This is a genomic window from Pseudomonas sp. NFACC02, from assembly GCF_900110765.1.
Classification (GTDB): domain Bacteria; phylum Pseudomonadota; class Gammaproteobacteria; order Pseudomonadales; family Pseudomonadaceae; genus Aquipseudomonas.
Window position 1 is genome coordinate 146813 of record NZ_FOEO01000010.1, and the last position, 25619, is coordinate 172431.

Consider the following 25619-nt stretch of genomic DNA (forward strand, 5'->3'; position numbering starts at 1 on the left):
TCCGTTTCCCCGTTTGGCGGCAGGGATGGATCGTGGCACGATGTCGGAGTTATCAACCGAGACCTCTGATCATGCCTTCATCCACCGCCAAAAATCTCTCGCTGATCGCCGCGATCGACCTGGGCTCCAACAGCTTTCACATGGTTGTTGCCAAAGCCAATCAGGGCGAAATCCGCATCCTTGAGCGGCTTGGGGAGAAAGTGCAGCTGGCCGCCGGGATCGACGACGAGCGCAAGCTCAGCGAAGAATCCATGCAGCGCGGGCTCGATTGCTTGAAGCGTTTTGCCCAACTGATCAACGGTATGCCCACCGGCGCCGTACGGATCGTGGGCACCAATGCCCTGCGCGAGGCTCGCAACCGCAACGAATTCATTCATCGCGCCGAAGAAATCCTTGGCCATCCGGTCGAAGTGATTTCCGGTCGTGAAGAAGCGCGCCTGATCTATCTGGGTGTTTCCCATACCTTGGCGGACACGCCGGGCAAGCGACTGGTCGCCGACATTGGCGGCGGCAGCACCGAATTCATCATCGGTCAGCGCTTCGAACCCTTGCTGCGTGAAAGCCTGCAGATGGGCTGCGTCAGTTTCACTCAGCGCTATTTCAAAGACGGCAAGATCACCCCGGCCCGCTACGCCCAGGCGTATACCGCAGCACGGCTGGAGATCATGAGCATCGAGCACGCGTTGCACCGCTTGAGCTGGGACGAAGCGATTGGTTCGTCCGGGACGATCCGCGCCATCGGTCTGGCCTTGAAAGCCGGAGGCCACGGCGCCGGCGAAGTCAACGCCGAAGGCCTCGCCTGGCTCAAGCGCAAGCTGATGAAGCTCGGTGATGTCGACAAAATCGACTTCGAAGGCCTCAAACCGGACCGTCGGGCGATTTTTCCGGCAGGTCTGGCGATTCTCGAAGCGATCTTCGACGCGCTCGATCTGCAACGCATGGACCACTGTGAAGGCGCCCTGCGAGAAGGCGTGCTGTATGACCTGCTCGGTCGCCATCACCATGAGGACGTGCGTGAGCGCACCCTGAGCTCGCTCATGGACCGTTATCACGTTGACCTTGAACAGGCGGCGCGCGTCGAGCGCAAAGCGTTGTCTGCCCTGGAGCAAGTGGCAAAAGCGTGGGACCTGGAAGACGACCTGTACCGCGAACTGCTGAGTTGGGCGGCGAAGGTGCATGAAGTGGGTCTGGACATCGCCCACTATCACTACCACAAGCACGGCGCTTACCTGATCGAGCATTCCGATCTGGCCGGCTTCTCACGCGAAGACCAACAGATGCTCGCGCTGCTGGTGCGCGGCCATCGTCGTAACATCCCCAAGGACAAGTTCGCCGAGTTTGGCGACGAAGGCATCAAGCTGATTCGTCTGTGCGTGTTGCTGCGCTTTGCGATCCTGTTCCATCACATTCGCGGCACCCAAGAGATGCCGCAGCCGGTGTTGACCGCCGATGGAAACAACCTCGACATCCTGTTCCCGGATGGCTGGCTGGAAAACAACCAGCTGACTCAGGCCGACTTCGGCTTGGAAGCCGAGTGGCTGACCCGAGTCGGCATCGTCCTCAGCGTACGCTGAGGACCGGGTTGCTCAGTTTTTCCAGCAGCGACGCCTGCACGTTGCGGGCGTTCTGGTTGCCGGTCGGCGTGCTGCGGATGTAGCGCCCGTCCGGCTGCAACAGCCAGCTATGGGTGTTGTCAGTCAGATACCCTTCCAGCTCCTTCTTCACGCGCAGAATCAGCTTCTTGCCTTCCACCGGGAAGCAGGTCTCGACACGTTTGTCGAGGTTACGCTCCATCCAGTCGGCGCTGGACAGGTACATCTGCTCGTCGCCGCCATTGAGGAAGTAGAAGACGCGCGTGTGCTCCAGAAACCGCCCGATGATCGAACGCACCTGAATGTTGTGCGACACGCCCGGCACGCCTGGACGCAAGCAGCACATGCCACGCACCACCAGGTCGATCTTCACGCCGGTCTGGCTGGCCTTGTACAGCGCGCGGATGATCTTTGGATCGGTCAGCGAGTTGAACTTGGCGATGATGTGCGCAGGCTTGCCCTCGGCCGCGAACTGGGTCTCGCGGGCAATCATGTCGAGCATCCCTTTCTTGAGGGTGAACGGCGCATGCAGCAGCTTCTTCATACGCAGCGTCTTGCCCATGCCGATCAACTGACTGAACAGCTTGCCAACGTCTTCACACAAGGCATCGTCGGAGGTCAGCAGGCTGTAGTCGGTGTACAGACGCGCGTTACCGGCGTGGTAGTTACCCGTGCCCAGATGCGCATAGCGAACGATCTCGCCCGCCTCGCGACGCAGTATCAGCATCATTTTGGCGTGGGTCTTGAAGCCGACAACGCCGTAGATCACCACCGCGCCCGCCGCTTGCAGCCGACTGGCAAGTTGCAGGTTGGACTCTTCATCGAATCGAGCACGCAGTTCGATGACGGCGGTGACTTCCTTGCCGTTACGCGCGGCGTCCACCAACGCATCGACGATTTCCGAATTGGCGCCGCTGCGATACAGCGTCTGACGCACGGCGAGCACATGAGGGTCTTTCGCTGCCTGACGCAGCAAATCCACGACCGGGGTGAACGACTCGAACGGATGCAGCAGCAGAATGTCCTGCTTGCTGATCACGTTGAAGATGTTTTCGCTGTTCTGCAGCAACTTCGGAATGGCCGGCGTGAACGGCGCGTATTGCAGCTCTGGATGACTGTCCAGGCCGGTGATACTGAACAGACGCGTCAGGTTCACCGGACCGTTGACCTGATACAGCTCGGTCTCGCTCAGGTTGAACTGCTTGAGCAGGTAGTCAGACAGGTGTTTCGGGCAGGTGTCCGCCACTTCCAGGCGCACGGCGTCGCCGTAACGGCGCGAGAACAGCTCGCCACGCAACGCGCGGGCCAGGTCTTCGACGTCTTCGGAGTCCAGCGCCAGGTCAGCGTTACGGGTCAGACGGAACTGGTAGCAGCCCTTGACCTTCATGCCCTGGAACAGGTCGTCAGCGTGCGCGTGAATCATTGACGACAGGAACACGTAGTTGTCGCCCGGGCCGCCGACGTCTTCGGGCACCTTGATGATGCGCGGCAACAGACGTGGCGCAGGAATGATCGCCAGACCGGAGTCACGACCGAACGCATCGACACCCTCCAGCTCAACGATGAAGTTCAACGACTTGTTCACCAGCAGCGGGAACGGGTGCGTGGGGTCCAGACCGATTGGCGTGATGATCGGTGCGATTTCATCGCGAAAATAGCGACGAACCCAGGTTTTCAGCTTGGTGGTCCAGTAACGACGACGAATGAAGCGCACCTGATGCTTCTCAAGCTCGGGCAGCAGGATGTCGTTGAGGATGGCGTACTGGCGGTCAACGTGGCCGTGCACCAGCTCGCTGATGCGCGCCAGCGCCTGGTGTGGCTGAAGACCGTCGGCACCCGCCTGTTCACGGGCGAAGGTGATCTGCTTCTTCAGGCCCGCGACACGAATCTCGAAAAACTCATCCAGGTTGCTGGAGAAGATCAGCAGGAACTTGAGCCGCTCAAGCAGTGGATAAGACTCGTCCAGCGCCTGTTCCAGAACGCGAATATTGAACTGCAGCTGCGACAACTCGCGATGAATGTAGAGACTGCTGTCGTCCAGGTTGGGAATCACCAGGGCAGGTATGGCCGGCGGCGGGGGTTCGGGCGCGGGCACCACCTCAATGCTTGGCTCGACCATCGAGGTGATTTCCTGAGTCAGGGCCTGGGGTTCAATTTCAACGGCGGCTTCGGTAGATCCTTCGGTGCTCATGAATAATCCTGTAAGGCAAACGCCCTTGTAACAGTTGGGCCGCGCGAACGGCGAGTGAGGTCGACATGCCGTCCGCGCCACAACAGTGGTGACGTCCAGCGTTCTGAGCCAGTCACGCCCTCTGCGGGGTGGTGATCACGATGGCCCTGTTCCGGGCAGAAGAATGATCTGACAGACCCAAGGGGCGACGCTTGACGCGCGTTGACTCCCCACGCTACGCATTTCTCGGCGTCCTGCAAGTCCAAATCGTAGTGTTCGGTATTGACACTGGCCGGCATCCGCGGGATTTCAGGCATTACGTGCGACAAACCAAAAAAGGAAAGGTTTGCCGACAGCAGGTCGCGTCGGAGCGCCGGGCAGGACGGATCCGCGCGAGCGGATAAGCGAAATCGTCGGGATCGAGGGGTGTGGGCAATGCGCACGAAATGCTCCCAGGCCCATGCAGACGGGCAAGCGTGACATTTATAAGCCGGCATTATGACGCTTACGTGACAGTCCCGATTTCGACAAATACTGCGGGACGCAAACCCTCTTCCTAGACGACGATTCCCTACCGACTGTAGGAAAGTTTAACGCGGTGACACATTTCCACACTTTCCTGAATGTCTTCGGCGAGTTAGGCTGCGCGTTCATTTCGCCAGCACCCAAATGATGCTCCAGCATTTTTTACAAGAATTCGGCTACTTCGCCCTTTTCCTCGGCACCTTTTTCGAAGGCGAGACCATTCTGGTTCTTGCCGGATTTCTTGCGTTTCGTGGGTACATGGACATCAATCTGGTCGTGGTGGTTGCCTTCTTCGGCAGCTACGCGGGCGACCAGCTCTGGTATTTCATGGGGCGCAAGCACGGTCGCAAGCTTCTGGCTCGAAAACCGCGCTGGCAGTTGCTTGGCGACCGCGCGTTGGAGCATATCCGCAAACACCCGGACATCTGGGTTCTGAGCTTCCGCTTCGTGTACGGGCTGCGCACGGTCATGCCGGTGGCGATTGGCTTGTCTGGCTATCCGCCAGGACGCTATCTATTGCTCAACGGCATCGGAGCGGCGGTCTGGGCGGCCGCACTGGGCGTGGCGGCCTACAAGTTTGGCGCCGTGCTGGAAGGCATGCTGGGCAACGTCAAGAAGTACGAGCTATGGGTCCTCGGCATACTGCTGGTGATCGGCGTTCTGCTGTGGGTGCGCCGTCGCATCAAGAATGCGCGCATTGCCCGGGAAGCCAGACTGGCCTCCGTACCGGCCACCGTCGACGTCAAGAACCGCCCAGACGAGTGAATCGCCCCGAGCGAAGTACGCCTGTCGAATTTTCGAAATTGACTTAAACCCGGCTTGCTCAGCGGGTATCGCGCCGCCACGTCGGCCAGCCGCCATCCCCTGCGCAGGAACCAGATCCTCAGCGTGTCCCGCCACGACGTCGTACGCCGTGCATCCGCCGCCAGTCGCGCATAGAACGGCACGTTGGCCCACAGCGGCTTCCAGCTTCTCGACCGCGTGGTCACGCCGAAGATCATGGCACGACCACAGGAACCCCCTATGGCAACAAATGACAAATTAGTAGACATTTGACGACATCGTTGGCCCGGCGCACGACTCGCCCGGCGCCATGGAAAACGACAACACCGGCGTCCCCAGAGCGGACTGGATCGCCCACGAAAGGGAGCACCTGCATGAGCAAGAAAGTGGCCGTCATTCTTTCAGGTTGCGGCGTCCAGGACGGCGCGGAGATCCATGAGAGTGTGCTCACCCTGCTGCGCCTGAACCAGCGCGGCGCCGAGGTAAAGTGCTTTGCGCCGAACATTGCGCAACATCACGTCATCAACCACCTGACTGGCGAAGAAATGCCCGAAACCCGCAACGTGCTGGTGGAATCGGCACGCATCGTCCGTGGCGCCATCGAAGACATCCGCGAAGCCGACATCACCGAGTTCGACGCATTGATCATCCCCGGCGGATTTGGCGCCGCGAAGAACCTTTCGAACTTCGCCGCCGAAGGCTCAAACTGCAGGGTTCAGGCAGAGGTTCTCGCCATGGCTGAAGCGTTTGCCGAAGCGGGCAAACCTGTAGGCCTGATTTGCGTGTCACCGGCGCTCGCCGCGAAGATCTACGGCCCCGGTGTCACCTGTACCATCGGCAACGACCCTGACACCGCCGCCAAGATCGCCCGAATGGGCGGCAACCATGAAGAATGTGACGTTACCGACATCGTCGAAGACAAAGACCGCAAACTGGTCAGCACGCCAGGCTACATGGTCGCCAAGTCCATCGGTGAAGCGGCCGCAGGCATCAACAAGCTCGTGGATCGAGTGCTGGAGTTGGTGCAGGAAAACGAAGAGCAGCCTTCGACCTGACAGACCGTCAACCCCGCGCCAATCGCGTCAAAATGCGGTCCAGCGAGTTGGCGAAGGCCTGCTTTTCACGATCACCGTACGCGCCCTGACCTCCGCCTGCCTGCCCTTGTTCGCGCAGGTCGGTGAACAGGTTACGCACCGCCAGCCGCTCGCCCATGTTCTGGGCATCGAATTCTTTGCCTCGCGGGTCCAGCGCCGCCACGCCCTTCTTCACCAGCCGATCAGCCAGCGGTACGTCGCTGCAGATGACCAGCTCACCCGGCACTGCATGCTCCACCAGATAGTCGTCGGCGGCGTCGGGGCCGCTGGGCACCACGATCAGCTTCACGAGCGCAAACGCCGGTTTGGGCACGGCCTGACCGGCGACCAGCACCACTTCAAACTGACGCTTTAGGGCAAATTTGACCACCTGATCCCTGGCCACTTTCGGGCAGGCATCGGCGTCGATCCAGACACGCATAGGTTTGATCTCAGATTAAATGCAGATCCTACAGATTATTCAGGCGGCTTCCGCCCGACGCCGCTCCGCCCATCGGCTTCTGCCATACAGCACCGCAATCGCGACCAGCGCAACAGCTTGTGCCGCCAATGAGTAAGCGTCGGCATGGATACCCAGCCAGTCAAACTCGAAGAACGGCACTGGGCGGGTACCGAAGATGCCGGCCTCTTGCAGGGCCTTGACGCCATGGCCGGCGAATACCACCGACAAGGCACACAACAGCGCCGCATTGATGCCGAAGAACATGGCCAGCGGCAATTTGGCCGAACCGCGCAGAATCACCCACGCCAGCCCGATCAGAAGCACGAGCGCCGTCGCACCGCCAGCCAATACCGCGTTATGTCCGGCCGGGCCTGCCTGCAACCACAAGGTCTCGTAAAACAGGATCACTTCGAACAGCTCGCGATAGACCGAGAAGAACGCCAGCACTGCGAAGCCGAACCGTCCGCCCCCGCCGACAAGGCTGGTCTTGATGTAATCCTGCCAGGCGGCGGCATGACGCCTGTCGTGCATCCACACGCCGAGCCACAACACCATGACGCTGGCGAACAACGCAGTCGCACCCTCCAGCAGCTCGCGCTGAGACCCACTGACATCAATCACGTACGCCGCCAACGCCCAGGTGCCCAGTCCTGCCAGCAACGCAAGGCCCCAACCCAGGTTGACGCTCCGCACCGCCGATTGCTGTCCGGTGTTGCGCAGGAACGCCAGGATCGCCGCCAGCACCAGAATGGCTTCCAGACCTTCTCGCAACAGGATCAACAAGCCCGAAATGAAGCTCAACGACGTGCTCAGGCCGTCACTGCCCAAGAGATTTTCCGACGCTTTGAGTTTGAGCTTTGCCGCCTCAAGCTTTTGCGCGGCCTGAGCGACGGGCAAGCCGTCCTGCAACGATTGCCGATAGGCCATCAACGCCTTCTCAGTGTCCTTGCGCACGTTGGCGTCGACGTTATCCAGAGAACTCTCCACCAGCTCGAAGCCTTCCAGATAGGCCGCCACGGACAAGTCGTACGCTTGGTCACGATCACCGGACCGATACGCCGCCAGACTCTTGTCCAGCGTCATGCTGGTGTAGTCGAGCAACTGCGCCGGACCCCGCTGAACCTGCGGCGGCTGAGCACGCTGAGCGCGAAACGTCGCAGCAGCTTGAGGGCCTTCAGCGGCATTCACTTCAGTTGGCGTCTGGCGCGCCAGGTCCGCAAGATTGAAAGCTTTCCCCTGTGCCGCCGCAGGATCGGCGCTGAAGCTGGCGATATAAGTCGCCACGTCCCAGCGCTGGCGGTCATCGAGTTGATCGGCGAACGAAGGCATATCAGTGCCTTCAATGCCCAGCCCGAGGGTGTTGTAGATGTCGTAGAGACTTAGCCGGTCCAGTCGCGCCGCATCACGAAGGTTGGCCGGAGGCGGCGTCAGGCCGATCCCCGCAGGGCCGTCGCCCGCCCCCGCGTCGCCATGACAGACCGAGCAATGCTGCGCGTACAGCGGCGCGCCGCGTGCGGCATCCGGTGTAATCACCGGCGCCTGACTCACTTCGTATGCGACGGCCAGCTTCGCGCCCAGTTGCCGCGCCTGACGCGCAACCTGCGCCCCGTCCTGTTTTTGCTCGACCGCACTTTGCAGCGCCTTGACGCCCTGCTCCAGGCCCGCGCGTTCGGGACGCGCCGGCAGCGAAGCGGTCAGTGCCTGGAGCGCGCCGAGAAACTCCATCTGCTCCCTGTACTCGGCGTCATCAACGACCTTCCCGTCTGAAACGGTGGGCGGATAGTCCGCACTGACGTAATCCAACAGGTGCAATGCCTGAGCAGCACCGTCGACAGTATCTGCCCAGGCGTGGGTGCCGAGCAGGCTCAGCAAGGTCAGAACCAGACGGGCCATGAAGCGGGAGGGGGAAAACATGAGTACATCTCAGATTCAAATGCGAAGGGTTGTCATTGTTCATGTACAACGTCTCGCACTCAAGCATCGTGTTGCTGAATGACGAGTTCAGCGCCAATCAAGTGAGGGAGGAGCGCCGGCGCGAACGATGGCGCTCCTACGATGAATACAGGAGCCGCATCAAGCGCGATGCAACGTTGCCAGAAACGCTGCCGCGCTGACGAACAGGCCGGCAAACGTGCGGTTCATTCTACGTTGCTGCTTGGGTGTCTTGAGCAGACGAAGCACCCTGGACGCAAGCCCCGTATAGCCCGCCATGACGATCAGGTCCACCGTGACCATGGTCGCCGCGATGATCAGGTACTGCGGTACCAGCGGCAGGTGGGTGTCGATGAACTGCGGCAGAATCGCCAGCATGAACACCAGTGCCTTGGGGTTGCTGATGTTCACCAGAAAGCCGCGCGCGATCAGTGCCAGCGGTTGGCCCACAGGGCGAATGGTGGACTCGTCAGAGAGGTCGCTTGGCAATGCTCGCCATTGCTTCACGCCCAGATACAGCAGGTAAGCGACACCGAACCATTTGATCAGCGTGAACGCCAACGCCGAGGTGGCAAGCACCGCCCCCAGGCCCGCCGCGACAATTGCGATTTGAACGATAAGCGCCAACTGCAGCCCCAACGCGTTCCAGTAACCGCGCCAGAACCCATATTGCAGACCGCTGGACATCGATGCGATAGCACCGGCGCCCGGAGAAAGGCTGATAACCCAGCAGGCGGCAAAAAAAGCCAGCCATGTTTCGAGCGACATTACACACCTCAGGCATAAGCAAACCGTCGCCCTAACCTAGTAGTTCCGTGGCTCAAAAACCACTGGTTTCTAACTGTTGCGGCAAGTTCGAGGGTAGCTGTGCGGTGGTTCAGCGCTGAACCGGTTCGCCGGCACGCTTCTCACCCGAGACGATCGGTGTGCCGTCATTGCCACGCCAACGCCGGATCGATTTCTGGAAAAACTGGCTGTTGGGCACCTGCACCAACGTGCCACCCAACTCCGCAGGCTCGACCAGGGTGGTGAACATCAGGTTGATCGCCATGACACGGCCCTTGATGCCGGGTTTGTCGGTGGTATCGACCAACTCCACCACATCACCGATGCGGAACGGCCCCATGGTGAAAATGAACACCGCACACAGCAGGTTCGACAACACGCTCCACATGGCAAAGAAGGCCACTGCAGCGACGGCCACGAAACCCGACAAGGCGGCCCATAACACCGAGGCCGAAACACCCAGTCGACCGAGCACAGCCACGAACGCCGTACCCATGATCAACCAGCGCAACCCGCCGCGCAGCATCACGAGCAGCTCAGGCGGAAGCAGCGGATACCGCTCGGCCAGACGCGTCAGAAACCGCGCCACGAGCCGCTGCAGCGTGTAGCCGACCAACAGGATCAGGAGAATCTGCAACCCCACCAGAATCGGTTCGATCCAGTAAGCCGGCACCGGCAACGCCAGGGATTCCATCAAGAAAGCGCTTCCAGCTCGGCCTGCATCGATTCCAGCAGCTCCAGCGCCTCCATCCACGCCTCTTCAAGCTCGGACTCGCGGGTTTTCAGCTTGGCCTGATCCGCCAGCAGGTCACGAAGCTTGTCCTTGTTGGCCGCCTCGTAAATCGCGCTGTCGCCCAGCGCTGATTCGATCTTCGCCAGTTTCTCGTGCAAGGTGCCGAGTTCTTTTTCCAGCTTCTCGGCTTCGCGCTTGTGCGGGGCCAATTGCTGGCGCAACGCAGCGGCCTGCTGACGCTGGGCTTTTTTGTCGGTCTTGTCGGCATTCACCGGCGTGTTGCTGACCGGCGCATTGCGCAGGCGGTAATCCACCAGCCAGCGCGCGTAGTCATCCAGGTCGCCATCGAACTCCTGCACGACGCCATCGGCGACCAGCATGAAGTTGTCGGTGGTGCTCTTGAGCAGATGACGATCGTGAGAGACCACCAACACCGCGCCGCTGAACTCTTGCAGCGCCATGGTCAACGCCAGACGCATTTCCAGGTCCAGGTGGTTGGTCGGTTCGTCGAGCAGCAACAGGTTTGGCCTTTCCCATGCAATCAACGCCAGCGCCAGACGGGCTTTCTCGCCACCCGAGAAATTCAGCACCGGCTCGTCCAGTCGAGCGCCCCGGAAGTCGAAACCGCCGAGGAAGTCGCGCAGGGCCTGTTCGCGCTCTGTCGGGGCGATCCGCTGCAAATGCAGCAGCGGGCTGGCCTTGGCATCGAGCGAGTCCAGCTGGTGCTGAGCGAAGTAACCGACGACGGTGTTTTCGCCACGCACCATGCGCCCGCTCAAGGGCTCGAGTTCGCCCGCCAGGTTTTTGATCAGCGTGGACTTACCGGCGCCGTTCGGGCCGAGCAGACCAATCCGCGCACCGGGCGTGAGCTGAAGTTTGACCTTCTGCAGGATCGTCTTGTCGCCATAGCCCAGACGGGCGTCCGACAGGTCCAGCAGCGGGCTGGAAATCTTGCTGGATTCACGGAAGGAGAAATCGAACGGCGAGTCGACATGCGCCGCCGACAGTTCTTCCATGCGCTCAAGCGCCTTGATCCGGCTTTGGGCCTGCTTGGCCTTGGTGGCCTGGGCCTTGAAGCGCGTGATGAATTTCTCCATGTGCGCGCGCTGGGCCTGCTGCTTCTCGTACGCCTGCTGTTGCTGGGCGAGACGTTCGGCACGCGCACGCTCGAAGGCGCTGTAGCCGCCGCGATAAAGCGTGATCTTTTTCTGCTCGACGTGGGCGACATGATCGACCACCGCGTCGAGAAAATCCCGGTCGTGAGAGATCAGCAGCAACGTCCCTGGATAGCTCTTCAGGTGGTCTTCCAGCCAGAGAATGGCGTCGAGGTCCAGGTGGTTGGTCGGTTCGTCGAGCAGCAACAGGTCCGACGGGCACATCAGGGCCTGCGCCAGGTTCAGACGCATCCGCCAGCCACCGGAGAAGTCGCCGACCTGCCGGTCCATCTGCTCATTGGTGAAGCCCAGACCCGCCAGCAGCTTGCGTGCGCGAGCATCGGCTGTGTAGCCGTCGGCGCCGTCGAGTTCCGCGTGCAGACGCGCCTGAGCCGCCCCGTCCTGGGCGGCTTCGGCAGCGGCCAGATCACGCTGCACCTGACGCAGACGCAGGTCACCATCGAGGACGTAATCCACCGCCAGGCGATCGAGCATATCGACCTCCTGCCGCATGTGCGCGATCCGCCAGTCGGCAGGCAGGGAGCAATCCCCGTTGTCGGGGGACAGTTCACCGCGCAGTAACGCGAACAGGCTGGATTTACCGGCGCCATTGGCGCCGATGAGGCCGGCTTTCTGGCCGGCGTGCAGGGTCAGCTCGGCGTCTTCTAGCAGACGTTGCGGACCACGCTGTAAGGTAAGGCTTTGAAGTCTGATCATAATGGCGGCGGAGTCTACCAGCTTCGTCCAAAACAGGTAGATGACGATGCCCTCGGACCTATGGAGTTTCACCCTGGATTTTTACGCACGCCCAGGCGTTGAGCAGGCGTGTCTGAGCCTGCAAACCCACGGCGGCAACGTCTGTGCGCTGCTGTGTGGCGTCTGGCTGGATCGACTCGACGTTCCTTTCAATCCGCAAAGGGCGCAGGAAATCAGACAATTGACCACCCCGTGGCACGATCAGGTGGTCGGGCCATTAAGAGCATTGCGCACACAATGGAAAGCTGCAGCGACGACCGATGTCGAACTCGGGGCATTGCGCGAACGGCTGAAGGTGCTGGAGCTGGACGCAGAGCGTGAGTTGCTGGTGAGGTTGCAGCGATTGACTCAACGCTGGCCTGAGCGGACTGCGCAGACGCCAGGCAACTGGCTGGAAGCGCTCGCAGGCGATGCCGCGAGCAAAGCCCCCGACGCGCTGCAGACCCTGCGGCGCGCCGGGGAAGACCTCGCTTAGGAAGCGCTGCTCGACGTCGAGCCGGTCGCGGAAGCGGCGGCCGGCGTAGCAGGCGCGGCTGGAGCGGTTGGCGTGGTGGTCGACGTCGCGGCTGTCGGCGCAGGCGTCGCTGGCTTGGCAGCAGTAGCCGTTGCTGGAGCGGCCGGCTTGGCTGCGGTTTTTGCAGCAGGCTTGGCGGCGGCTGGCTTGGCGGCCGGTTTCGCGGCAGGCTTGGCCGTCGCAGGCTTGGCAGCAACAGGCTTGGCCGCAGGTTTCGCTGCAGCAGTGGCCTTAGCAGCAGCAGGCTTGGCGGCAGCAGGTTTCGCCGGAGCCTTGGCAGCGGCAGGTTTCGCAGCCGGTTTGGCGGCAGGCTTGGCAGCAGCGGTTTTTGCAGCGCCCGTTTTTGCGGGCGCCTTGGCGGCAACCGAGGCTTTCACGGCCGGCTTGGCGGCGGGTTTGCTCGCGGCTTTAGTGGTGGGTTTCGCAGCCACAGGCGCCTTGGCCGCGGCAGGTTTGGCGGCTGCGGTCTTGGCGGCAGCAGGTTTTACAGCTGCTTTGGCCGCTGGTTTGGCAGCAGCTTTTGCGGTGGTATTTTTAGTGGGTGCTTTGGCGACTGGCTTGGCAGTGACTTTCACCGCGGTTTTAGCGGGTGCCTTGGCAACTGCAGCTTTCGCCGGCGCCTTGGCTTTGGCAGCACGGTCGCTCAGCGCTTTGCCCACGGCTTCTTTCACACGACCCACACCTTGCGCCAGCTTCAGGCTTTCCTGAGCATCGCGCTTGAGGTTAAGGATATAGGTGCGGGTTTCAGTCTGACGATCTTTCAGCGCATCGAGCAGGGCTTCGAGTTCACCCACGCTGTCTTTTGCTTTGGCTTGCGCCTTGGCTTTGCCGGCAGCGGCGGCGTCCTGAAGTTTGGTGCGGGATTTGTGCAGTTTTTCCTGAGCTTTACCGCGTTGTTTTTCAAGCTTGGCGAGCAGCTTTTCGGCATCAGCCAGGGCTTGAGAGCAGGCGTCTTCAAGATGTTCAAGCAAGCTGCTCGACAGTTGTTGGAGCAAATGCAACGGAGTGTTTACTGGCTTCTTGGTGGCCGACATGACTTACCTCCTGGCTGATTTGAATGCGGCTCATACTAGACCTCTGCCCGCACTGCCGCTAGGGCATCTTGACACTACAAATTACGGTCTGTTGCAACTTGGGCAAAATCCCCTCACATCATCATCACATTAAGCACGCGGCACTGGCATAATCGCTCACTTCCCAGGCCGGAGAGCATTCATGTCGCGCTATTTGTTAACGTCGTTGTTCCTCTTGGTATCCCTTGCTCACGCGGCCGACGCTCCATCTTCCGATAACACCCATGACCTGTCCTACAGCCTGGGAGCGAGCCTGGGTGAACGCCTGCGCCAGGAAGCTCCGGACCTGCAATTGCCGGCGTTGATCGAAGGTTTGCAGCAGGCGTATCAAAACAAGCCGCTGGCGTTAAAGCAGGAGCGCATGGAGCAGATCCTCAGTGATCATGACGCCGCCCTTGCCCAAGCCGAAAACTCTGGCCAGTCCGAGCCGCAGACCGAAGCCGCGCTGAAGGAAGAGCGCCGCTTCATGGACGCTGAAAAAGCCAAACCCGGTGTGCGTCAGCTGGCCGACGGCATTCTGATGACCGAACTGACGCCGGGTACCGGGCCCAAGCCAGATATCAACGGTCGCGTTCAGGTGAAGTACGTCGGACGTCTGCCTGACGGCACGATCTTCGATCAGAGCCAGCAGCCTCAGTGGTTTCGTCTCGATAGCGTGATCGCGGGCTGGACCACCGCGCTGGTCGACATGCCCGTCGGGGCGAAATGGAGGCTGGTCATTCCTTCGGCCCAGGCGTATGGCGCTGAAGGCGCGGGTGATCTGATCGACCCATACACGCCGCTGGTCTTCGAGATCGAGCTGATTGCGGTATCGCAGTAGCGATCCTTTCTATAGCCAATAAAAAGGGTGCCCAAGGCACCCTTTTTTGCATCACCCGACCGGTCAGGCCTGAACCGCATCCGGTGTCTTGTGCGCGTTGTGCAGCACTTCGATCAGACAGTCTTCAAGCTCGAAGCGCTCGTGCAGCAAACCACCCAGCTCCTTGAATTTCTCGGCGACGCATTTTCCTTCATCGCAGAGATCGTTGAACGCCAGCAGCTTTTCAGTGATGACATCGATACGAGGATAGAGCGTGTCGGCAAGTTCAAGACCGCGTTTGTCGTTGAAGGCCTTCGCCTCGCCGGTGAGTTGTTCGTAGATTTCGAAATGACCTGCTGACACGTAGTCGACCAACGTGCCGCAGAATTCCTGTAGCGGCTTGCGCGTCTCGGACAACGCGTCCGGCTGAGCACCCAGATCATCGTAAGCCTTGATCAAATCGTTGCGCTCCTGGAGCCAACGATCGATCAGCTTGTGAACCCCACCCCAGCGTTCCTGAGCGTTCTGACAACTTTCCAGCATGATGTTCTCTCTTCCCTTCAGGGGCATGCTGCCTTGAATCGCTTCAAGATCCGGTTTGATGCTTATGAAAACCGGCTCTGAAAAACGTCGACAGCAGCATTATTCCGATGATGCGTGCGGCCCAGATTATGCCCGCTCGACCAGGCCTTCAAGGTACGCAGGAGATAAAGTTCATACAAGCGTTTAATCCGGCGTCGCGTTCTGCGGTGTGCCAGATCGGCGAAATTCGATGAGCAGGTAGTACAACGCGAACAGGCTCAAGCCAGAAAATGCCAGCAGACTCCATTCAGGAATGCTGATGCCGAAGAGTGACCAGGTGATTTCAGAGCAGTCAGCGTGGCCAGCCAGAATCTCGCTGATGACTTTCAAGAAGGGCATGGTATCGAGCATGTTTTGCAGATTGCCGAGACACGAAGCGATGTCTTCGGGCGGCGATGCCTGCAACCAGACCTGTCTGGCCGCAGTGGCCACGCCAGCCAGCGAGACCACCACAAGCGCTGCGGAATAGAGACGCCATCCTCTGCGCTGTGGGCAATGGGCGGCAGCGACCAGGCAAACGGCGGCAAAAAGCCCGAAAAGAACGCGTTGCACCAGACATAACGGACAGGGCGCAAAGACGACCATGTGCTCCAGATAGAGGGCAGCTCCCACAATCGATACGCAGGCGAAAAACGCCAGAAAGAACAAGGAGCGCGTGCGGGCCAGATGCATGGAAAATCCGTAACAAAAGACGAAGGCGGTACGGTAGAGGAAAGCGAGACCCGCTTTCAAGGCAACCGGAGGAGGATATTTCTTAGTTTGGGTAGGGATTTACCGACCACACCCATAGGAAAATATACCGTTAGGCATAGGACACAAATACAACGCTCACGGAGTACGGGAAGACTCCTACAAGCCTTGGCGAAACGTTAACAAAAAGGCCCTTTAAGGGCCTTTTTGTGTGTGGCGAACGCTTGCGTTCATGCGCGCGCCAAAGCCGGGAGTGGTCGAGCCAGTAAACGCTCGTCAAGCAAGCCCAATCCCTCCTGGAAGAGCTGGTTGCTGCGGTCGGTTTCACCCAACTGCCCCAGCAAACGCGCCAGCTCGGCGCACGCTTCGGGGTTGCGCTGTAAACGCAGACTCGCTTCCAGATAATCTCGCGCCTTACCCCACAGGCTGCTCTGCAGGCAAAGACGCCCCAGCGTCAAAAGCAGCCCGGGGTCATCAGGATGACTTTTCAGCCAGCCTTCTGCGGTCTGCAACTGTTTACCGGAATCACTGCCACGCACCAAACCATACAGACGCGCCAGATGCGTGTTGTATTCACGTTTCATGGCCGTGCGCAGGACCTCTTCGGCCTGGACATCGGCGCCATGACGACGCAACTGTTCGGCATACGCCAGAATCAAGGCAGGCTCCTGACGCTGCGCCGATGTGAGTTGCTGCCAGGCTTTCTCAAGCGCAGGTAACCCGGCCGGGCCGTCCTCACCTTCCCTACCTCTGTACGGCGCAAGGGAAAGATTCTCCCCCCAGGCGCGCTTTTCGAGTTCCGCCAGTTCTTGAGCGGGCAGCACCTTGTCCTTGCGCAGCTCGGGCATCAGGCGAATCAGTTCGGACCAGTCGCCACGCTGACGATAGAGTCGCTGCAACTGACGCAGCACCTGGGGATTGTGCGGATGACGCTCCTGCATGGCTTGCAGGGTGGCCAGCGAACCGTCACTGTCGCCACGGTCAAGTTGCAATTGGGCGTGGTTCAGCGCAATGGCGAGCTCTGCATGAGGCTGTCGCTCAAGGGCACGCTCCAGCAAATTATCGCTGTCTTCGTATCGACCCTGCTCATTGGCCGCACGTGCGGCACCGAGGTAATAAAGCAGCGGTTGACGCTCCGCTTCGGCAGCGCGGTGCAGATGACGTTGAGCGCTGGCCCAGCGGCCTTCGGCGAGGTCCATCTGACCCTGCTCGATGGCCACCTGAATCCGACGACTGCGGTTGCGGCGCGACCATGGGTTGACCACCCCGCCCGATGTCGTCAGCAGCCTCACCAGTGCGCGAACCAGCCAGACCAGCAATACGAGCGCGACCAGCAAGCCCAGTGCAGCCCAAAGACTGGACTCGAAGCGGAAGCCTTCGTAGGCGATCAGCACGTAACCGGCATGCCGGGAAATAGCCAGCCCGACCAGCGCCGCCACCACGATGACGACAAAGACAATCACGTAGGCGCGTTTCATGGCTGATTCCCCGATTGCGCCCCGTCAGCCTGCTTGTCCAGCGCACCGCCCACCGGCTTGTGTCGTTGTTCAAGATAAGCCTGCACCGCGCTCAGGCTTTGGGTCAGGTCCGGCGTCACCACGGACACTGGCATCTTCGCCAGCTCGTCCAGCCGCTCACCCAGCATCTTGCTCTGCGGATTGTCCTTGTTGAAATTGGCATCCAGCACGCTTCGCGCCTCGGTCACCGCCTTCGCGTAGACCTCGGGTTCGCCGTTCAGGGCAGCCCATTGCGCCTGTTCGAGCGCCAGACTCAGCGCCAGACGCACCTGAGTCAGACTCTGCCCCGCCAACAACGGCCGAATATTCTTGTCGGCATGAAAATCAATGCGAATGTACTGGGAAATCTTGTCCCACCAGGTCGCCCAGTAGCTGTCCTCAGTACCGTCTGTGAGGCCGAACAAGGATTCACCCTTGTCCTTGTATTCCGGCGCCAGCGCATTCAACTGGGCGGCCTGATCACGCAACGCGGCCAGTTGCAGAAACAGCCCGGTACGGTCAGGTTGATCAACGCTTTGCAACGCAGCCAGACTCTTGGCCAGTTGCTCGCGAGCGCCGAATGCCCCCGGATCGTCCTGCTCTCGAAGAATCTCGTCGGCCCCCTGAACCAATGCCTTCGCGCTGTTAATGTCTTGCAGCGCGGACAGTCGCAGACTGGCGAGGCGCAACAGATGCTCAGCTTCGGCCAGACGCCAGTCTTTGCGGCTGGCGCCCAGAACGGTTTCGACACGCTGGCTCAGACGCTGCTGATCGCCTTGCAGTTGAGTGACCAGTCGACGGCGATCTTCCAGCTCCTGCGCGGGAGGCAGTTGCGCCAGCCGGGCCGCCAGTTGCTGCTCGCTCTGTTGCAGAATCCGGGTCTGCGAGCCGATGTCTTCCAACTGACCCGACTGTTGCTGATGGCTCGACTGCATCGCCCGTAACTGCCACACGCTCCATCCACCGACCGCGACACCCGCGGCGCCCAGCAACAGTGCCAGGATGGCCAGACCATTACTGCCACGACGGCTCGAAGGTTCTTTTTGCGCTGGATCCGGCAGGGGCTCAGGTTTGGCCAGTACCGGTTCAACGTCATCTTTTGGCAAGACTGTTTCGCTCACGTATCCATCCTTTGCATTTGGGCGTCATCGCGTAATCCGACTCGTCGATCATTACGCCTGGGAAGCAGGCTCGGGTTGTGCCCGTAACGCTGCCAGCAAGGCCGAAGCGCTGGCGCCGCGGCAGTCCACTACGGTCAGGGCCCCGGCGTCGCGCGCCAGCTCGGCGACCCGAGGGCTCGGTACGAATAAAGGCAACCGCGCAAGCTCAGGCCAGGCATCGCCCGCCAGCTCGCGCAGATGTTGAAAACCCTGTCCACTGCTGACCACCAGCCCGTTCAAGCGTTCCGCCTCGACTCGCCGCGGCAGTGCGAAAGCGGGATAACTCGGCAGTTGCCGACGGTACAACGGCAGATAATCGACAGTAACACCCCGTTCGCGCAAGCGTTCAGCCAACAATTCACGACCGTCTTCGCCGCGCATGATCAGCACCTTCGGGTCGTAACCGCAAATGGCCTCCTGAAGGCGCGGCAGGTTAAGCAACGCTTCACTGTCGTCGCCGTGCTCGGGGAAAAACACACGCAGGCCATAGTCGTCCAGAATCTGCGCGGTGGCCGCGCCGACGGTAAACCAGTCCTGCATCGGTGGTTGCGGCCAGACCTCGTCGACCATTTCCAGACCCAACCGCGCAGCGGGCTTGCTGACGACAATCACGGCGCAGTAAGCCGCGAGGTTGTAAACGATGGACCGGTTTTCTTCCGAGACGGGCAGCGGTTCGATCTCCAGTAGCGGCAGACTGGCGCTGAACACGCCCTCATCGGCCAGGACCGTTGCGAGCGCTTGCGACTCTTCAGCCGGGCGCGTCAGCAGCAAACGCCACCCCATCACTCCTCGCCCGCCTCGCCGTACACCGCCTTGAGAATCTTAGCGGCGCCCTGCTCGAGCAGCACCTCGGCAACCTGAACGCCCAATGCCTGTGCGTCAGCCTGCGGCGCCCGGGCCTCGGCACGAAGCAGCAGACTGCCCGCAGGATCGCCTACCAGACCCCGCAACCACAGCTCATCGTTTTCCAACACCGCATAACAGGCAATCGGCACTTGGCAGCCACCGTTAAGGTGCTTGTTGAGCGCACGCTCAGCGGTCACCCGCACGGCCGTGTCCGCGTGGTGGAGGGGAGCCAGCAGCGCGTGGAGGTCGGTGTCGACACTGCGGCACTCAATGCCGACCGCGCCTTGCCCACCCGCGGGCAAGCTATGGTCGATGCTGATGGGAGACGTGATGCGGTCCTCGAACCCCAGACGGATCAGGCCCGCAGCCGCCAGGATGATGGCGTCGTACTCACCGGCGTCCAGCTTGGCCAGACGCGTGTTGACGTTGCCGCGCAGAAAGTTGATTTTCAGATCCGGCCGACGTGCCAGCAACTGCGTCTGACGACGCAGGCTCGATGTGCCGACGACGCTGCCAGCCGGCAGTTCGTCGAGGCTGGCGAATGTGTTGGAGACGAACGCATCGCGCGGGTCTTCGCGCTCGCAGATGCAGAACAATCCCAATCCTTGCGGGAAATCCATCGGCACGTCTTTCATCGAATGCACCGCGATGTCCGCTTCGTTTTCCAGCAGCGCGGTTTCCAGCTCTTTAACGAACAAGCCCTTGCCGCCGATTTTCGACAAGGGCGAGTCCAGCAGCTTGTCACCGCGACTGACCATTGGAACCAGGGTCACGATCAGGCCGGGGTGAGCGTCTTGCAAACGAGCCTTGACGTACTCGGCCTGCCAGAGGGCCAGTGCACTTTTGCGCGTAGCGATGCGGATTTCGCGAGAGGACATGAATCAATCCGTACTGAGTGAATGCGGCGGATAATAACAGCTCGCCCCAATCGGGCCGAACGACTGTCTTCAATCTGCGCACATCATGGTCTCAATCGCCCCACGGATACCATGCGACGGCGTGTCGCTTCGGCGCTACTCATTTCAAACTGTTGGAGCTGGCTTGCTGGCGAATGCGTCACGTCAGCAATATCAGTAGTGACTGAACCCACCGTTCGCTGCCCTCGTTACCTCGGACGTCTCCCACAGGGTTCGGGTTGACGCGGGAACCTGTGTCCAGACCGCAGACCTGTAGGAGCCGGCTTGCTGGCGAATGCGTCAGGTCAGCAACATCAATAGTGAATGACACAACGCATTCGTCCGAATCGCGGCCCATACCCTCGTAACCTCGGACGTCTCCCACAGGGTTCGGGTTGACGCGGGAACCTGTGTCCAGACCGCAGACCGGTGGGAGGTGCTTACAACTGCTGCATCATCTTGCGCACACCCGCCACATGACGACGGCTGACGATCAGCGCATCGCCGTTGAGCCCTTTGAGGAACAACTGGAAATGCCCCAAAGGCGTACGCTGCAAGCGCTCGATACGATCACGCGCCACCAGCGCATTTCGGTGGATACGCACGAAACGATCGCCGAACTCATCCTCCAGCGCTTTGAGTGGCTCATCGAGCAGCACCTCACCGTCCTCGTGGCGCAGGGTCACGTACTTATGGTCGGCGATGAAATAGATCACATGATCCAGCGGGATGAGCTCGATACCTTTGCGCGTCCGCGCGCTGATGTGGCTGCGTGGCCCGCTGCCGCTTTCGGCAGCGGGCCGGGTCATCGCCGCCAACTGCACACGGTTCGGCCGTTCGGCTTTGCGCAAGGCTTCGAGGAGGTTCTCCGGACGCACGGGTTTGACGAGGTAGCCCACGGCACTGACCTGGAAAGCCTCCAGGGCGAACTCATCGTGAGCGGTGCAGAACACCACGGCAGGTGGCGTATCGCGCTCGCATAATTTGGCTGCAACCTGCAGCCCATCAAGACCCGGCATGCGGATGTCGAGTAACACCACATCGGGTTTCAGACTATCGATCAGCGTCAAGGCTTCTTCGCCATTGGTGGCGCTGGGTTCAAGGACCCGATAACCCTCAAGATCACCGACCAGACGGCTCAGGCGATCGCGGGCTAGGGGTTCGTCATCAACGATCAGGACATTCATATTGCTCTGGCTTCCTGCGTGAGTCTCGCACAAGGATAGCGTAGACAGGTGAAGTGACGACCGTCACGGCGCTCCACGCTCAGACTCGCGAGAGGACCAAAAAGTGCCGTGATTCGGGCGCCGATATTTGCCAAGGCCTGCTGAGTGCCGCTTGAAGTCTGCCGATGGGCGACTTCGTCGTAGGGATTACTGACACGCAATATGAATACTCCCCGTTCATAGTCCGCCTCGACCCTGACCACCCCGCCTTCGACACGGGGCGCAATCCCATAGATCAACGCGTTCTCAAGTAATGGCTGCAAGGTTAGCTGGGGAATCGGCAAGTCGTCGGGAATTGCGCTGACGTCCCAGTCCAACTGTAGACGCTCGCCAAGTCGATATTGCTCAATCGATAGATAACGTTTGGCCAACGCCAGTTCTTCGCACCATGTCGTCAGGCTTGCGGACGTGCCCAGACTGGCGCGAAACAGGTCCGACAGATCCAGGACAGCCTGTTCCGCCTTGCCCGGATCGCTGGTGACCAGACTGGCAATGCTGTTCAGGGTGTTGAACAGAAAGTGCGGCCTGATCCTTGCCTGCAGGGACTCGATTCTGGCCCGCAGTTCTGCCTGCTGTTGTTTGCGCCACTGACTCTGCAAATAAAAGTAGCGCAACATCAGCGCGGACATGATCAGCGCAATCAACGAATAGCGCAGATAACGTTCCACGACCCCGTCGGGCGGCGTGCCCACCAACTGGCAATAATCAGTGACCGCCGTGCACACCAACGTCACGGCTACCACCAGCAGACAGCCCAATGCGCCCGCCAGACCCGCGTTCAGGCGCGCGAGCCAGGGACGCAAACCACAGAGCAGCGCGGCCGAGAGCAACACGATCCACTGCACGAACAGTGAGATCAGCGCGAGCCTCACCCAGTCGAAACCTGGATGCATGGGTTCGATGAGCACCAGCACCAACACCAGCAGTTCCGCCAGCACGACCAGAACCAGCAGCGCCTGCGGGAGGCACAGTTCCGGAAGGAAGAACTCTTTGCCGGGCGAAACGCTCTGGCCCGGATTATTGCGCTCGTTTTGCATGGGACCAGTCTCTGCGCTCACATCCCGACGGGCAAGGTGCCCGGAATAAAAAACCGGCAATACTGTTATCATCGCCCGCGCCTTTTAAAATGGGCCGCGCCACTTCTTCACTCAAACCGTCATCAGTACAGTAATCAGCAGAGCAGCGAGCGAATCCATGAGCACCGACAAGACCAATCAGTCCTGGGGCGGCCGCTTCAGTGAACCCGTCGACGCCTTCGTCGCACGCTTCACCGCCTCCGTCACTTTCGATCAGCGCCTTTATCGCCACGACATCATGGGCTCTGTCGCCCACGCCACGATGCTGGCCAAGGTCGGCGTCCTGACCGATGCCGAGCGCGACACCATCATCGATGGCCTGAAAACCATTCAGGGCGAAATCGAAGCCGGCACTTTCGACTGGCGCGTGGATCTGGAAGACGTGCACATGAACATCGAAGCGCGTCTGACCGACCGCATCGGTATCACTGGCAAAAAGCTGCACACCGGCCGCAGCCGCAACGATCAGGTCGCAACCGATATCCGTCTGTGGCTGCGTGACGAGATCGACCTGATCCTGGCCGAAATCACTCGTCTGCAAGAAGGCCTGCTGGGCCTGGCCGAGCGCGAAGCCGACACGATCATGCCGGGTTTCACTCACCTGCAGACCGCGCAGCCGGTGACCTTCGGGCATCACATGCTGGCCTGGTTCGAAATGCTCAGCCGCGACTACGAGCGTCTCGTCGACTGCCGCAAGCGCACCAACCGCATGCCATTGGGCAGCGCTGCGCTGGCGGGCACCACGTACCCGATTGACCGCGAGCTGACCTGCCAGTTGCTGGGCTTCGAAGCCGTCGGTGGCAACTCGCTGGACAGCGTGTCGGATCGCGACTTCGCCATCGAGTTCTGCGCGGCCGCCAGCGTCGCGATGATGCACTTGTCGCGCTTCTCCGAAGAGCTGGTGCTGTGGACCAGCGCGCAATTCCAGTTCATCGACCTGCCGGACCGTTTCTGCACCGGCAGCTCGATCATGCCGCAGAAGAAAAACCCGGACGTTCCCGAGCTGGTTCGAGGCAAAAGCGGTCGCGTGTTCGGCGCCCTGATGGGCCTGCTGACGTTGATGAAAGGCCAGCCGCTGGCGTACAACAAAGACAACCAGGAAGACAAAGAACCGCTGTTCGATGCCGCCGACACTCTGCGCGATTCGTTGCGCGCCTTTGCCGACATGATTCCAGCCATCAAGCCCAAGCACGCGATCATGCGTGAAGCTGCGCTGCGCGGTTTTTCGACCGCGACCGATCTGGCCGATTATCTCGTTCGCCGTGGTCTGCCGTTCCGTGACTGCCACGAGATCGTCGGTCATGCGGTGAAATACGGCGTGCAAACCGGCAAGGACCTGGCCGAAATGACGCTCGACGAGCTGCGTCAGTTCAGCGACCAGATCGACCAGGACGTGTTTGCGGTGCTGACGCTGGAAGGCTCGGTCAACGCCCGTAATCACGTTGGCGGAACCGCTCCGGCCCAGGTCAGGGCGGCTGTGGTGCGTGGTCAGCAGTTGCTGGCTACCCGTTAAGTGGGCACAAAGGGTGATGGCCGCAGCCATCGCCCTTTTTATCCTCAAGGCACGACTTCTCCTCAACGCACGATGACGGGACGCACACGCTCCAGAAAAATCGGAAAGTCAGCCTCTCGATCTGCAGCGACACGTTGTGCGCAACGCCGCTCATTCAGCCTTTTCAGCAAATCCCTGGCGCCTGCAACCTCATCCAGCAGGTTCAAGCCGAACAACCGCTGCCCCACTTGCTGCGCCAGGTCCACGCTGTACATGAAATAGATATCCGCCAGCGTAAACGCATCGCCCGCCACATAGGGCGCAAACTTTCCCCGCCGCGCCAGTGCGGCAAATCCCTTGATCAGATCCCGCCGGGCCTTGGCTTTCAGTGCCTCAGGCGTCGCTCTGCCCCCAAACAACACTTCGACATAGCACAAGCGTGCGGGCAGCTCGATGTACAGCTCGATCTCCTTGGCCGTCGTCCACACCTGTGCCCGAGCGAACGGATGAGCGGGCAAAAGCGGGATGTCTGGATGGGTGTCTTCGAGATAGCGCAGAATCACGTCGGTTTCGCTGATGAACCCTTCTTCCGTCTCCAGCACCGGGACTTTGCCTCGCGCGCTGACAGCGAGGGTTTCCGGGTTCTGGCAGCCATGCATCGAAACGACTTCAAACGGGATCTGCTTTTCCAGCAGAGCCAGTTTGACCATATTGAAATAGTTACTCGCGGCGAATCCGTAAAGCTTGAACATTCACAGGCCTCCTTGGCCTCTTGGGGGTCATTGCAACTCACATCGGCATGTGAAAGCCGATCCAGAGCGTCGTAAACCCTATCAGCGCCGCTTAACACGTGCGTTGACGTGCGTCATGCATGCGCCCGCATCACACGACATCCGATTGCAGTTAAACTGCGGGCCTTTCCCGAGGAGTCCGCCATGAGCGACCGCATCGACAACGACGAAGAAGAATTCGCTGAATCGACCCTGATCCAGGCCATCGAGAACCAGATCGAAAGTGACAACCCGCCTGCTGCCAAAGCCACCTTCAACAAGCTGACGCTGGTGGGCTACGAGCGTGACGACATTCTGGAAATGATGGCGCACGTCCTGGCCGTGGAGATCGACGGCATTCTCGAAGACGACCGCCCGTTCAACACCGAATGGTACGAAAAAGCCCTGCGCGCCCTGCCGGAGTTGCCGCCGGGTGTGAAGCTGGAAGACGAAGCGTAATACCCTCCCCGGTCTTGGTTCTGCCCAAGAGTGCATGCCCAAGAATGTAGGAGCGCGCTCCGCCCTGCGGGCAGAAGCAAGATCGTGCCTGACCGAACCTGCCCTGCGGTCAGAAGCGGTGCCTCGATAAACCCAGGATCGTGATCTGGCGGTATGCCGCGTGCAGCTGGTTCATGCCGAAACTATAGGAGCGTGGCTTGTGCCGTGATCTGCCGGGAACCGGCAGCAAACCCGGTGCATGCGGAGTGTCAGGTATAACCGGGTCGCCTGACTTTGCTGCCGCTTCGCGCCAGATCGCGGGCAAGCGCGCTCCTACAGGTTGGCGTGCGAAGGATCGATGCACGCATCAAAGAAAGCGAGGAGTGTTAGCTCCAGCCCGCGCTGTTCATATGCGCGACAGTCCAGACACCGCAAATCGCGACTTGGGTGCAGGCCAAACGCAGACGACGCGCAGTGGGTCGAGCGGCATGGATGCCGCGAGAGCGCCGTCAGGGCATGGATGCCCGTTCGGCGCGGGCCCACGGAGCGTCGTCGGAGTGCGGGTACCCGACGAAGTCGGGCCAAACCAGGAGC

23 protein-coding genes and 1 pseudogene are annotated in these 25619 nt (G+C 60.5%); 7 read left to right on the forward strand and 17 right to left on the reverse strand.

Annotation, left to right across the window (positions count from 1 at the left end):
* The first annotated feature begins 71 nt into the window (after positions 1-71).
* Positions 72-1574, forward strand: a complete 1503-nt coding sequence (ppx, locus tag BMY73_RS11700) for an exopolyphosphatase (RefSeq protein WP_092407212.1) — start codon at positions 72-74, stop codon at positions 1572-1574.
* Here the strand turns inward: ppx and ppk1 are convergent.
* Positions 1561-3783, reverse strand: coding sequence for a polyphosphate kinase 1 (ppk1, locus tag BMY73_RS11705; RefSeq protein ID WP_092407214.1), 2223 nt, complete (start codon positions 3781-3783; stop codon positions 1561-1563). The genes ppx and ppk1 overlap by 14 nt on opposite strands.
* 648 nt (positions 3784-4431) lie before the next feature.
* On the opposite strand from ppk1, the gene BMY73_RS11710 reads away from it, so the two are divergent.
* Entirely contained in the window at positions 4432-5052 is a 621-nt protein-coding gene (locus tag BMY73_RS11710; protein ID WP_238591758.1) for a DedA family protein, read from the forward strand.
* A gap of 23 nt (positions 5053-5075) precedes the next feature.
* Here BMY73_RS11710 and BMY73_RS28575 read toward each other — a convergent pair.
* Positions 5076-5288, reverse strand: a pseudogene (locus tag BMY73_RS28575) (hypothetical protein); the annotation flags it as partial.
* A 156-nt stretch (positions 5289-5444) separates the two neighbouring features.
* Between BMY73_RS28575 and elbB the strand changes: the two are divergent.
* Positions 5445-6125 (forward strand): isoprenoid biosynthesis glyoxalase ElbB, encoded by a 681-nt coding sequence (gene elbB / locus BMY73_RS11720; protein ID WP_092407216.1) that lies wholly within the window; start codon positions 5445-5447, stop codon positions 6123-6125.
* 7 nt (positions 6126-6132) lie between these two features.
* Here elbB and BMY73_RS11725 read toward each other — a convergent pair whose 3' ends face one another.
* The 5 genes from BMY73_RS11725 to BMY73_RS11745 form a co-directional block, all read right to left on the reverse strand.
* The gene (locus BMY73_RS11725) at positions 6133-6585 is read right to left on the reverse strand and encodes a YaiI/YqxD family protein (protein ID WP_092407218.1); all 453 of its coding nucleotides are present in this window, start codon (positions 6583-6585) and stop codon (positions 6133-6135) included.
* Positions 6586-6624: 39 nt separating this feature from the next.
* Positions 6625-8520, reverse strand: coding sequence for a cytochrome c/FTR1 family iron permease (locus tag BMY73_RS11730; RefSeq protein WP_092407220.1), 1896 nt, complete (start codon positions 8518-8520; stop codon positions 6625-6627).
* A 159-nt stretch (positions 8521-8679) separates the two neighbouring features.
* Positions 8680-9306, reverse strand: coding sequence for a LysE family transporter (locus BMY73_RS11735; RefSeq protein ID WP_092407222.1), 627 nt, complete (start codon positions 9304-9306; stop codon positions 8680-8682).
* 109 nt (positions 9307-9415) lie between these two features.
* Complete coding sequence (locus BMY73_RS11740; RefSeq protein ID WP_092407224.1) at positions 9416-10018, reverse strand: mechanosensitive ion channel family protein; 603 nt, start codon at positions 10016-10018, stop codon at positions 9416-9418.
* Positions 10018-11928, reverse strand: coding sequence for an ATP-binding cassette domain-containing protein (locus BMY73_RS11745; RefSeq protein WP_092407226.1), 1911 nt, complete (start codon positions 11926-11928; stop codon positions 10018-10020). Before BMY73_RS11745 ends, BMY73_RS11740 begins: the two co-directional genes overlap by 1 nt.
* Positions 11929-11974: 46 nt before the next feature.
* Between BMY73_RS11745 and BMY73_RS11750 the strand changes: the two genes are divergently transcribed.
* A complete protein-coding gene (locus BMY73_RS11750) occupies positions 11975-12442 on the forward strand; it encodes a TIGR02444 family protein (protein WP_062379640.1) in 468 nt (155 codons plus the stop codon).
* On the opposite strand, the gene BMY73_RS11755 is transcribed toward BMY73_RS11750, so the two are convergent.
* Positions 12439-13515, reverse strand: a complete 1077-nt coding sequence (locus BMY73_RS11755) for an AlgP family protein (RefSeq protein ID WP_092407228.1) — start codon at positions 13513-13515, stop codon at positions 12439-12441. The genes BMY73_RS11750 and BMY73_RS11755 overlap by 4 nt on opposite strands.
* Positions 13516-13696: 181 nt before the next feature.
* Between BMY73_RS11755 and BMY73_RS11760 the strand changes: the two genes are divergently transcribed.
* Positions 13697-14374 carry an FKBP-type peptidyl-prolyl cis-trans isomerase gene (locus BMY73_RS11760; protein WP_062379645.1) on the forward strand — a complete coding sequence of 226 codons (678 nt, stop codon included), beginning with the start codon at positions 13697-13699 and terminating at the stop codon, positions 14372-14374.
* A gap of 63 nt (positions 14375-14437) precedes the next feature.
* Here BMY73_RS11760 and BMY73_RS11765 read toward each other — a convergent pair whose 3' ends face one another.
* The 8 genes from BMY73_RS11765 to BMY73_RS11795 all read right to left on the reverse strand — a co-directional run bounded on the left by BMY73_RS11765 (position 14438) and on the right by BMY73_RS11795 (position 22286).
* Positions 14438-14896 (reverse strand): Rsd/AlgQ family anti-sigma factor, encoded by a 459-nt coding sequence (locus BMY73_RS11765; RefSeq protein ID WP_062379647.1) that lies wholly within the window; start codon positions 14894-14896, stop codon positions 14438-14440.
* A 183-nt stretch (positions 14897-15079) separates the two neighbouring features.
* A complete protein-coding gene (locus BMY73_RS11770) occupies positions 15080-15607 on the reverse strand; it encodes a disulfide bond formation protein B (RefSeq protein WP_092407230.1) in 528 nt (175 codons plus the stop codon).
* A 248-nt stretch (positions 15608-15855) separates the two neighbouring features.
* The gene (locus tag BMY73_RS11775) at positions 15856-17103 is read right to left on the reverse strand and encodes a heme biosynthesis HemY N-terminal domain-containing protein (protein WP_062379651.1); all 1248 of its coding nucleotides are present in this window, start codon (positions 17101-17103) and stop codon (positions 15856-15858) included.
* Positions 17100-18242 carry a uroporphyrinogen-III C-methyltransferase gene (locus tag BMY73_RS28580; protein ID WP_256571170.1) on the reverse strand — a complete coding sequence of 381 codons (1143 nt, stop codon included), beginning with the start codon at positions 18240-18242 and terminating at the stop codon, positions 17100-17102. Before BMY73_RS28580 ends, BMY73_RS11775 begins: the two co-directional genes overlap by 4 nt.
* Before the next feature lie 51 nt (positions 18243-18293).
* A complete protein-coding gene (locus BMY73_RS28585; RefSeq protein ID WP_062379655.1) occupies positions 18294-19067 on the reverse strand; it encodes a uroporphyrinogen-III synthase in 774 nt (257 codons plus the stop codon).
* Positions 19064-20005 (reverse strand): hydroxymethylbilane synthase, encoded by a 942-nt coding sequence (hemC, locus tag BMY73_RS11785; RefSeq protein WP_062379657.1) that lies wholly within the window; start codon positions 20003-20005, stop codon positions 19064-19066. The genes BMY73_RS28585 and hemC overlap by 4 nt, the downstream gene beginning before the upstream one ends.
* Before the next feature lie 458 nt (positions 20006-20463).
* Positions 20464-21210 carry a LytR/AlgR family response regulator transcription factor gene (locus BMY73_RS11790; RefSeq protein ID WP_062379658.1) on the reverse strand — a complete coding sequence of 249 codons (747 nt, stop codon included), beginning with the start codon at positions 21208-21210 and terminating at the stop codon, positions 20464-20466.
* Positions 21207-22286: a sensor histidine kinase gene (locus tag BMY73_RS11795; RefSeq protein ID WP_092407232.1), complete on the reverse strand. Its 1080-nt coding sequence runs from the start codon at positions 22284-22286 to the stop codon at positions 21207-21209. The genes BMY73_RS11790 and BMY73_RS11795 overlap by 4 nt, the downstream gene beginning before the upstream one ends.
* A 157-nt stretch (positions 22287-22443) precedes the next feature.
* Between BMY73_RS11795 and argH the strand changes: the two genes are divergently transcribed.
* A complete protein-coding gene (gene argH, locus BMY73_RS11800; protein WP_092407234.1) occupies positions 22444-23838 on the forward strand; it encodes an argininosuccinate lyase in 1395 nt (464 codons plus the stop codon).
* A 62-nt stretch (positions 23839-23900) separates the two neighbouring features.
* On the opposite strand, the gene BMY73_RS11805 is transcribed toward argH, so the two are convergent.
* Positions 23901-24569 carry a glutathione S-transferase family protein gene (locus tag BMY73_RS11805; protein WP_092407236.1) on the reverse strand — a complete coding sequence of 223 codons (669 nt, stop codon included), beginning with the start codon at positions 24567-24569 and terminating at the stop codon, positions 23901-23903.
* 183 nt (positions 24570-24752) lie between these two features.
* On the opposite strand from BMY73_RS11805, the gene BMY73_RS11810 reads away from it, so the two are divergent.
* Positions 24753-25046: a hypothetical protein gene (locus BMY73_RS11810; RefSeq protein ID WP_062379664.1), complete on the forward strand. Its 294-nt coding sequence runs from the start codon at positions 24753-24755 to the stop codon at positions 25044-25046.
* The last annotated feature ends 573 nt before the right edge of the window (positions 25047-25619 follow it).